12 protein-coding genes and 1 pseudogene are annotated in these 8,858 nt (G+C 67.1%); 2 read left to right on the forward strand and 11 right to left on the reverse strand.

Annotated features, from left to right (window positions below):
- The 11 genes and pseudogenes from flgK to NI18_RS13575 form a co-directional block, all read right to left on the reverse strand.
- On the reverse strand, positions 1-1,020 hold a 1,020-nt coding region (flgK, locus tag NI18_RS13530; RefSeq protein ID WP_037530505.1), incomplete at its 3' end, for a flagellar hook-associated protein FlgK.
- Positions 1,017-1,346, reverse strand: coding sequence for a rod-binding protein (locus tag NI18_RS13535; protein WP_037530507.1), 330 nt, complete (start codon positions 1,344-1,346; stop codon positions 1,017-1,019). The genes flgK and NI18_RS13535, both read right to left, overlap by 4 nt.
- Positions 1,343-2,434: a flagellar basal body P-ring protein FlgI gene (locus NI18_RS13540; protein ID WP_031440260.1), complete on the reverse strand. Its 1,092-nt coding sequence runs from the start codon at positions 2,432-2,434 to the stop codon at positions 1,343-1,345. Before NI18_RS13540 ends, NI18_RS13535 begins: the two co-directional genes overlap by 4 nt.
- Positions 2,435-2,444: 10 nt before the next feature.
- A pseudogene (locus tag NI18_RS13545) lies at positions 2,445-3,138 on the reverse strand (flagellar basal body L-ring protein FlgH).
- A 14-nt stretch (positions 3,139-3,152) separates the two neighbouring features.
- Positions 3,153-3,941, reverse strand: coding sequence for a flagellar basal-body rod protein FlgG (flgG, locus tag NI18_RS13550; RefSeq protein WP_031440258.1), 789 nt, complete (start codon positions 3,939-3,941; stop codon positions 3,153-3,155).
- A gap of 14 nt (positions 3,942-3,955) precedes the next feature.
- Positions 3,956-4,708: a flagellar basal body rod protein FlgF gene (locus tag NI18_RS13555; protein WP_031394683.1), complete on the reverse strand. Its 753-nt coding sequence runs from the start codon at positions 4,706-4,708 to the stop codon at positions 3,956-3,958.
- Between the two features lie 26 nt (positions 4,709-4,734).
- On the reverse strand, positions 4,735-4,881 hold the full coding sequence (locus tag NI18_RS27100; protein ID WP_306286414.1) for a flagellar basal body rod C-terminal domain-containing protein: 147 nt from the start codon (positions 4,879-4,881) through the stop codon (positions 4,735-4,737).
- Positions 4,881-6,005, reverse strand: a complete 1,125-nt coding sequence (locus tag NI18_RS13560; RefSeq protein WP_306286415.1) for a flagellar hook protein FlgE — start codon at positions 6,003-6,005, stop codon at positions 4,881-4,883. The genes NI18_RS27100 and NI18_RS13560 overlap by 1 nt, the downstream gene beginning before the upstream one ends.
- A gap of 36 nt (positions 6,006-6,041) precedes the next feature.
- Positions 6,042-6,722 (reverse strand): flagellar hook capping FlgD N-terminal domain-containing protein, encoded by a 681-nt coding sequence (locus tag NI18_RS13565; RefSeq protein ID WP_031394681.1) that lies wholly within the window; start codon positions 6,720-6,722, stop codon positions 6,042-6,044.
- A gap of 2 nt (positions 6,723-6,724) precedes the next feature.
- A complete protein-coding gene (flgC, locus tag NI18_RS13570) occupies positions 6,725-7,135 on the reverse strand; it encodes a flagellar basal body rod protein FlgC (protein WP_031394680.1) in 411 nt (136 codons plus the stop codon).
- A gap of 3 nt (positions 7,136-7,138) precedes the next feature.
- Positions 7,139-7,483 carry a flagellar basal body protein gene (locus NI18_RS13575; protein ID WP_031440256.1) on the reverse strand — a complete coding sequence of 115 codons (345 nt, stop codon included), beginning with the start codon at positions 7,481-7,483 and terminating at the stop codon, positions 7,139-7,141.
- Positions 7,484-7,754: 271 nt separating this feature from the next.
- Between NI18_RS13575 and NI18_RS13580 the strand changes: the two genes are divergently transcribed.
- Entirely contained in the window at positions 7,755-8,405 is a 651-nt protein-coding gene (locus NI18_RS13580; RefSeq protein WP_031440255.1) for a MotA/TolQ/ExbB proton channel family protein, read from the forward strand.
- A partial coding sequence (locus tag NI18_RS24405) for a flagellar motor protein MotB (RefSeq protein WP_306286416.1) occupies positions 8,402-8,858 on the forward strand: 457 nt, incomplete at its 3' end. The genes NI18_RS13580 and NI18_RS24405, both read left to right, overlap by 4 nt.

The raw sequence follows: 8,858 nt of genomic DNA on the forward strand, positions 1-8,858 counted from the left end.
CGGCGGGTCGGTCAGTGCAACGGCGATGCTTGTCGGCGTGTCGCCGGTCTTGAACAGCGGCACACCCGGATTGCCGTCGAGATCGCGCCCCTGCGCCTGGATGGCGTTGACCTGCGTGGTGAAGTCGGTCGCGATGCCGTTCAGCGTGTCGCGCGCCGCGACGATCTTCTGCGCGCCCTCGGCATAGCCGGCCAGCGCGCCGCCCGACGGCGTCACCGCCGATGTCGTGCCCGTCCGCTGCACGACGAACCCGACCGCGCCCTCGTCATTCTTCAGATAGCTGACATTGCCCGCATCGGGGCCCGCCACGAATACCGGGCCGCTCGCGCCGCCCAGCCGCACCGTCGCACGGCCGAGATCGTCGAACTCCGTACTGATATCGGTGATCGTGCTCATCTGCTCGAGCAACTGGTCGCGCTGGTCGCCGAGCTGCGCGGCGTTGGTCGACCCCTTCTGGCTACGCGCGATGCCGTCATTGACCTTGGCCAGCGCGGTGCCGAACGAATTGAGCGTCTGCGTCGCCTGGCGCGTCGCGGTGTCGAGATCGGCCGCTGCGGTGTCGAGCGCCTTGCCCGTCGCGGTGAATGCCGCGGCCGCGCTGGTCGCGGATTCGAGCATCACCGACCGCGCCGGGACCGAGGTCGGGTCCGCCGACAGGGTCTGCGCGGCGGAAAAGAAGCTGGTGAGACGATCGCCGAGCTTGTTGTCGGTCAGCGACGTCTCGATCCGCCCGAGCCAGGCCGCCGCGGTCTCCGTCCTGGCAAGATCCGACCCGGCGTTGCGGACCGCGAGCGAACGGAACGTGTCGGCCGAGCGCGAGATGCCGGTGACGGTGACGCCGTTGCTGCCGGTCGCGACGCTCGCATTGATGCCACTGCCGATCGAGGTCACCTGGCCGAGATTCGTCGTCCACCGGGTATAACCCGCGGTGCCGGTGTTCGCGATGTTCTCGGACACGGTGTTCAGCGCGGTCTGGTACGCCCGCACGCCCGACGCGCCGATCGACAGGAGGTCGCTCATGGCGACGGCTCTGCCGCGTCCGGGTTAAGATCGGATTGCGATTTGGCGAGGAAATCGGTCATCGCCTTGCCGATGCCGAGCGGCGTGTGCTCGGCCATGGTCTGCGCGACGCGGGCGTCCTGCATCTCGGTAAAGGTGTCGAGCGCCTTGGATTCGAACAGCGAATCACTCAATTTCGCCTGGCGCATGCTCTTCAGCATCATGCCGGTGAAGACCGCCTCGAACTTCTTGCCCGCCTTGTCGAGATTGTCGTTCGACTTCAGCCGGCTCGTATCGGTCGAGATGCCGCCCGCATCGATCGGGCCGGGGGCTGCGATCGGGCTCACAGGACGATCAACTCGGCCTTGAGCGCGCCGGCTTCCTTCAGCGCCTCGAGGATTGCGACCAGATCGGCGGGCGACGCGCCGATCGCGTTCACCGCCTTGACGATGTCGGCGAGCCTGGGGCCGGGGTTCAGCAGGAACATCGGGCGACGTTCCTCCTCGACCGCGACCGCGCTGTTCGGCGTGACGACGGTCTGGCCCTGGCTGAACGGCGCGGGCTGGCTCACCTGTGGCTTCTCGTCGATCCGCACCGTCAGCTTCCCATGCGTCACTGCGGCAGGCCCCACGCGCACCGCGGAGTTTATAACGACCGTACCGGTGCGCGCATTTACGATTACTTTTGCCGAGGGCTCGGCGGAGACCACGTCGAGATTCTCGATCGTCGACATCAGGGTCGCACGAACGTCCGCACCGACCGGCGCGCGGACCGCGACCGAAACCGCGTCGATCGCCTGCGCGCTGCCGAAGCCGAGCTTCGAATTGATCGCGCCCGCGACGTTCTGCGCGGTCGTGAAATCGGCACGCGCAAGGTTGAAGGTCAGCATCGGCGCGCTGTCGAACCCGGTCGCAACCGCCCGTTCGACCGTTGCGCCCTCGGGGATGCGCCCGGTCGAGGGGATGTTGACGACGATCTTCGACCCATCCGCACCTTCCGCGCCGAGCCCGCCGACCGCGAGATTGCCCTGCGCCATCGCATAGATCTGGTTATCCGCGCCGAGCAGCGGCGTCATGATCAGGCTGCCGCCGCGCAAGCTCTTGGCCTTGCCCATCGACGCGACGGTGATGTCGAGCCGCTGGCCGGGCTTGGCGAAGGGCGGCAGTTCGGCGGTGATCATCACCACCGCGGCGTTCTTCATCCCCGGATTGGCGTTGGGCGGCAGCTGCAGCCCGAAGCGCGACGCGACGGCTTTCAGCGACTGGACGGTATATTCCAGATTGTCGTCGCCCGTGCCGGGCAGCCCGACGACGATGCCGTAGCCGGTCAGCTGGTTCGACCGAATCCCCTGGAACCCGCCCAGGTCCTTGATCCGGTCTGCAGACGCCGGTGCTGCGATCAGGAGCGAGGCGAGGAGGGTGAGCAGGAAGCGCATGGTCACGGCCTCAGAAAGGGCTGACGACGGAGAAGAAGCGGCTGAGCCACCCCTGGCGGCCGCGCGGGCGCGTCGCCCTTGCCGGTGTAAGAGATCTGCGCATCGGCGACCCGCGTCGACAGCACGCGGTTGTCGCGGTCGACATCGGCGGTGCGCACCAGCCCCTTGATCTTGAGGAACTCGTCGCCGCGGTTGAGCGTCACGCGCTTCTGCCCCTGCACGAGCATCGTGCCGTTGGGATAGACTTCGGCGACCGTCACGCTGACCTCGCCCGACAGCGAGTTCGCCTGGTCGGCGGCGCCCGCGCCGTTGAAGTTGCGCCCGCCGCTGATCGTCGCATCGGCGCGGTTGAACAGGTTGAGCGCGCCCGTCGTCGGCGGGGTGATGCTGGCCGAGCCGCTGCTGTCGAGCTTCGAGCCCGAGGATTTCGACGCGGCGGTGCGCTCGACCAGCACGATCGTCAGCGGATCGCCGACTTTCCGCGCACGCCAGCCCTCGTACAGCGCGGCATAGCCGTCCTGCGCCTGGAAGATCGATCCGGTCGCGGGCGACGCCAACGGCACGGGCAGCGGCCGTGCGACGGTGAAGTCCTCGGGCGGCGCCTTCTTGCCGAACAGCCTGGCCTGCGCCGACAGCGGCGCGAGCGTGCCGGCGGCAATCGCGAGGAGCGCGATCGGCGCGCGCGTGGGGATCGGAAATGCCATGATGCGCCCTGCGATCAGATGTTCTGGTTGACGTATTTCAGCATGTCGTCGGTCGCCGAGATCATCTTTGAATTGACCTCATACGCACGCTGCGTCTCGATCATGTCGACCAGCTCCTCGACGACGTTGACGTTCGACGCTTCGAGCATCCCCTGCCGCACGCGACCGCGGCCATCCTGCCCGGCAACGCCCAGATTGGCGGCGCCCGACGCGGCGGTCTCGACCAGGTAATTGTCGCCCGTCGCCTGGAGCCCGGCACCATTGGCGAAGCTCGCGACCTGGATCTGGCCGATCTGCTGCGCTTCCGACTGGCCGGGGATCGTCGCCGAGACGGTACCGTCCTGGCCGATCGTGATGTTGGTCGTCCCCTCGGGCACGGTGATGCCGGGCATCACCTGATAACCCTCGCTGGTCACCATCAGCCCCTCGGGGCTGCGCGAGAAATTGCCCGCGCGCGTATAGCCGAGCGTGCCGCCGGGCATCTGCACCTGGAAATAGCCGTCGCCGTCGAGCGCGAGGTCGAGGCTGTTGCCCGTCGTCTGCATCGACCCCTGCGTATCGATCCGCGCGGTGCCCTGGATCCGGACGCCGGTGCCGAGGTTGAGCCCGGTCGCGTATTTGGTCTCCGCCGTCGACTGCGCGCCCGGCGCGGTCACGACCTGGTACGCCAGCGTCTCGAACGCGGCGCGATCCTTCTTGAACCCCGTCGTGTTGACGTTGGCGAGGTTGTTCGAAATGACCCGCATGCGCGTATCCTGGGCGTCGAGCCCGGTACGCGCGATATGCATGGCGGAACTGCTCATGGCCTAATCCTTCCTTAGCTCGGCAGGCGCATCAGTGATGCACCGCTTTCATCCATGTCCTTGGCGGACTTCAGCATGTTGGCCTGGACCTCGTAGCTGCGCTGATTCTCGATCATGTCGACCAGCGCCTGCGTCATGTTGACGTTCGATCCCTCGATCGCCCCGCCCTGCACCTTCGCATCGAGATCCTCGGGCAGCACGCCGCCACCGCGCACGCGCAGCAGATTGTCGAGCCCCTTGACCGTGTCCGACCCCTTGGTGTCGGCCAGCTTCAGCTTGTCGATCACCTGCGGCGCATTCGCATCGCCACCCTGCGGCACGATCGAAATCGTCCCGTCGCCCGCGATCGAGAGCGTGTCATAGGGCGGGATCGTGATCGGACCGCCCGATCCCATCACCGGAAAACCGTCGCCGGTCTGGAGCACGCCCGACGGAGCGATCTCCAGGTCGCCGCGCCGCGTATAGGCTTCGGAGCCGTCCGACGCCTGCACCGCGAGCCATGCGGTCGCGCCGGTGACCGCGACGTCGAGCGGCCGCCCCGTGGTCTGGATCGCCCCCGGCGCGCGGTCGGCGTCGGTCACTTCCTCCGACGTCGGCGCGCGCGCCTCGAACTGCTGGCCGCCACCCTTCAGGTCGATCCGGTCGAACACCACGCGGTCGGCACGGAATCCGGTGGTCGACGCGTTCGCCATGTTGTTGGCGATCGCCGACTGCGCCGCCATGTGCGCGCGCAGTCCCGTCGCCGCGGTGTAGACCAGCTTGTCCATTCAGGGTTCTCCGTCCACGCCCTGGATCAGCTGCGGATGTTGAAGATGGTCTGCGAGATCTGGCTCGCGGTATCCAAGGCCTTCGAGTTCGCCTGGAAGTTGCGCTGTGCCGCGATCAGCGAGACGAGCTCTTCGGTGATGTCGACGTTCGAGCGCTCGATCGTTCCCGACATCAGCTTGCCGAAGCCGTTGCGTCGGCGATGCCGAGCTTGGCCTCGCCCGAAATGCCGGTCGCCGACCAGTAGCTGCTGCCGAGCTGGCGCAGACCCTCGGGGTTCGAGAAGTTGGCGAGCATCACCTGACCGAGCGCCTGGGTGTCGCCGTTCGAGAAGCTCGCCTTGACGATGCCGGACTCGTCGATCGTCACGCCCTGGATCTGGCCGACCGCCTTGCCGTCCTGCGCGCGCGCGGCGACGTTGAACGCCGATGCCAATTGCGTGGTGTCGAGCCCGAAGGTGAAGCCGAACTGCTGCGTCGTGCTGCTGCCTGCAGTGGTGAACGGGTCGAACGCGACCGCAGTCGTCGGCGCGGTCAGCTTGCCGGTGGTGTCGAAGTCCAGCTCGACGCTTGCCGCACCGTTGGTGGTCATCGGCTTGTCACCGACATAGCTGAACACTTCCCAGCTGCTCGTATTGCCGTTGGCGGCATCGGGCGTCGTCGTGCGCTTGAAATAATTGGTCAGCGTCTGCGCATTGCCGCTCGCATCATAGATCGTCGTCTGCGCCGACTGGTTGTAGCTGGTCGGGTCGAACCGGTCGAACGTCGTCGTCGATGGGATCGCGGCATTGGCGCTGAGGTTCAGCGACATCGACACGTTCGCGGTCGGGACGGCCTTGCCGCTGGTCGCGGGAAGCTGAAGACTGACCGCGGAATCGAGCCCCGATGCGACGACCTTGCCCGAGCCGTCGACCGGATAGACCTGCAAATGGCTGCCGTTCGAATCGACCACATAGCGATCGGCATCGACCAGAAAGCCGCCATTGCGCGTATAGTTGACGTTGAGCGACGTCGTGCTCGGCTTCACCACGAAGAAGCCGTCGCCCGACACGGCGAGATCGAGCGCGTTGGCCGACTGGATGAGGTTGCCCTGGCTGAACTGCTGCCGATTGCCCTGCACCACGGTGCCCGAGCCGATCTGCTGCGCGGGGTTCAGCGACACGCTAGACGCGATCACGTCGGCGAATTCGGTGCGGCTCTTCTTGAACCCGTTGGTCGAGACGTTCGCGAGGTTGTGCGAGATCGTCGACATTTCGGTCTGCGAGGCCTGGAGGCCGGAAAGCGAGGTATAGAAGGACATCGGGTTACTCCTGGAATTCTGGCAATCAGCGGGCGATCAGCCGATCTGGCGAACCGCGGTGACGGGGACCTCACCAAGGCCCGGTAGCGTGAGGATGGCGGCACCGGTCGTCGTCGAAACCGACTGGACCGGCGCCCAGACAAGGTTCTGTGATGCAACGGTCGTGCCATTATTCTGGGCGTTGACGATGACCTTGAACGGTCCCGTCCCGGCATCCTCGCCGGTCGCGGTCTTGCCGTCCCAGTCGTAGTTCACGGTGCCCTTGTCGGCGCTGCCGAGCGACATGGTCTTCAGCACGCCGCCATTGGCATCGGTGATCGTGACGTTGACGTTGCTCGCCGCGGCGCCAAGCTCGATCCCGCCGGCCAGCCCGCCGCTGGTCCGCCCATAGGCCGTGTCACCCGCGGTCAGCACGGTCTTGCCGACATAGGCCATCGCATCGCTGGCGCTGGTCACGTTCAGCTTGTCGGCGATCGACTTCATCGTCGTGCTCATCTCGGAAATACCGGCGAGGCTCGAGAACTGCGCCATCTGTGCGACCATCTGGGTGTTGTCGACCGGGTTGAACGGGTCCTGGTTCTGCATCTGCGCGGTCATCAGCTTCAGGAAATCCGACTGGTTGAGCGTCGTCGAATTGGATGCCGTGGTCGTCGTCGCGGCGGTCGTCGCGCGCGTGATGCCGAGGTTCGAAAGCGTCGAGTCGAAGGAACTTGCCATGATCAGCGGCCTAGCTTGAGGGTATCGATGATCAGCGACTTCGCAGTCTGCATCACCTCGACATTGTTCTGGTAGCTGCGCGCGGTCTCCATCATGTCGACCAGCTCGCGGGTTTCATCGACCGCCGCCTCGAAGATGTTGCCATCCTTGTCGGCCATCGGATTGTTCGGATCGTAGCGCTTGGCGGGTGCCTCGCCGGCGGTGACGACCTTCTCGACATCGACCGTCGACATCCCGCTGGCGGCGTCGAAGCTGGTGCGGAACACCGGCTTCATCGTCTTGTACGCAGCCTCCGCGGAGCCGGCGACGCCGCCCGCATTGGCGAGGTTCGACGCGGTGGTGTTCATCCGCAACAGCTGCGCGGACATCGCGCGGCCAGCGACCTGGAAAATCGTCATCGGCGCATTGGCCATCGCTTAGTCCCCCTTCAGCGCGCGGGTGACCTGGCTGATCCGCCCGTTCAGGAAGGACAGCGTGGTCTGGTACTGCACCGCATTCTCGGCGAACGCGGTCTGCTCCTGGTTCAGCTCGACGGTGTTGCCGTCCATCGAGGTCTGCGTCGGCACGCGATACTTGGTCGCCGCGTCGATCCCGCCCGCGCCATCCGTCTCGAGCGACGCGAGCGCCGACTTGAAGTCGATGTCGCGCGCCTTGAAGCCGGGGGTCGAGGCATTGGCGATGTTCGACGCGAGCACCCCCATGCGCTGCGATCGCACCTCGAGGGCCGCACCATGAACGCCAAACAGCGAGTCACCTGACACTGGACCGAACTCCCGCGCTGGATTGCGCAAGCCTTCCAAAGCAATGCCCGTGCCAGTTGACGCGCACTGACCGGATGACGCCGCTTTGCCGCCCGTCGGCAAGCGCGCGGCAACCCGGCCGCAACGCCTTGCCGCCCCGGCAGACGTGGCGGCAATCGCACCGGCAGGCGTGGTGCCGACCCGTCGCGCAGCGTGCAAACCGCCGGCCCGCGCGAGTCCCGCTCACCGGGGGATCGCGAACTGGCCCGGCCCTTGCAAAGACTTACGGGACATGATTACGCTCGCCCATCTGCTCGACCCCGCCGCGCTCGCCATCGTCGGCGGCGGCACGGTCCTCGGCGTCGCCTTGCGGACACCGCTGCGCGATCTGGTCCGCGCGATCGCGGCGCTGAAGACGCTCGGCCGCGCCCGGCTCGACGGCGATGCACTGCTCCAGCAGATCGTCGCGCTCGGCCGTATCGCCCAGCGCCACGGTGCGATGGCGCTCGACCGTACGGTCATCGCCGATCCCGACATCGCCGCCGGTATCGCGGCGATCGTCGACGGCGCGACCGCCAGCGACGTGGCACTGCTGATCCGGCATCGCCGCCATGCGCGGATCGAACGCCACGTCGCCGCCGCCGAGGTCTGGGCAGGCGCCGCCGAACTCGCGCCCGCGATGGGCATGGTCGGCACGCTGATCGGGCTCGCCCAAATGTTCGCGACGATGAGCGATCCGACCGCGATCGGCGGCGCGATGGCTATCGCGCTGCTCGCGACGCTCTATGGCGCGCTGCTCGCCAACCTCGTCTTCATGCCGGTCGCCAACCGCCTGCGCGCACAGGGCCGCAACGAGGCGTTCGAACGTGCCCGGATCGAGGCGCCACTCGTCGCGCTCGCCGCGCGCGAGGCCCCGCGCGCACCGTTGATGAGCGTCGCATGACGGTCGGTGATTATCCCGAGCCGCAGCCCGGGCGTCCGCTCTGGCTGATTACGCTCGCCGATCTCGCCTTGCTGCTCGTCGGCTTCTTCGTACTCCTGCAGGCTACGCAGACCGCCAGCGACCGTCCCCTCGCGCCCCGGGCGCTGGCAGCCGGATTGCGCGAGGGCTTCGGTTCACCCGCGACGGCACCGGCCGACACCGCACGGTCGAGATCGCTCGCCGCTTCCGCGCCACGTGCAGTGGCCAAGCCCACGGCCTTGCCCGTTGCCGCTGCCGGGATGCTCGACTTCGCGGTCGGTTCGGCTGTGCTGCTACGTCACCCGATACGCTGGCGGCCTGGGCGCGTGACGCGGTGCAGGACCCGCGCGTCCAGATCACCGTCACCGGATCGGTCGACGGCTCGCGCGGCGATGTCGACCCTGTCACGCGCAGCGCGGCGATCCTCGCTTCGTC

Origin of the sequence: Sphingomonas sp. Ant20, from assembly GCF_000783375.1 — a bacterium.
Lineage (GTDB): Bacteria > Pseudomonadota > Alphaproteobacteria > Sphingomonadales > Sphingomonadaceae > Sphingomonas > Sphingomonas aerolata.

Bases quoted from the DNA above. Each gene is read 5' to 3' on its own strand.
- NI18_RS13540 (WP_031440260.1), bottom strand. From the start codon at position 2,434: ATGCGCTTCCTGCTCACCCTCCTCGCCTCGCTCCTGATCGCAGCACCG.
- flgG (WP_031440258.1), bottom strand. From the start codon at position 3,941: ATGAGCAGTTCCGCCATGCATATCGCGCGTACCGGGCTCGACGCCCAG.
- NI18_RS13555 (WP_031394683.1), bottom strand. From the start codon at position 4,708: ATGGACAAGCTGGTCTACACCGCGGCGACGGGACTGCGCGCGCACATG.
- NI18_RS27100 (WP_306286414.1), bottom strand. From the start codon at position 4,881: ATGTCGGGAACGATCGAGCGCTCGAACGTCGACATCACCGAAGAGCTC.
- NI18_RS13560 (WP_306286415.1), bottom strand. From the start codon at position 6,005: ATGTCCTTCTATACCTCGCTTTCCGGCCTCCAGGCCTCGCAGACCGAA.
- NI18_RS13565 (WP_031394681.1), bottom strand. From the start codon at position 6,722: ATGGCAAGTTCCTTCGACTCGACGCTTTCGAACCTCGGCATCACGCGC.
- flgC (WP_031394680.1), bottom strand. From the start codon at position 7,135: ATGGCCAATGCGCCGATGACGATTTTCCAGGTCGCTGGCCGCGCGATG.
- NI18_RS13580 (WP_031440255.1), top strand. From the start codon at position 7,755: ATGATTACGCTCGCCCATCTGCTCGACCCCGCCGCGCTCGCCATCGTC.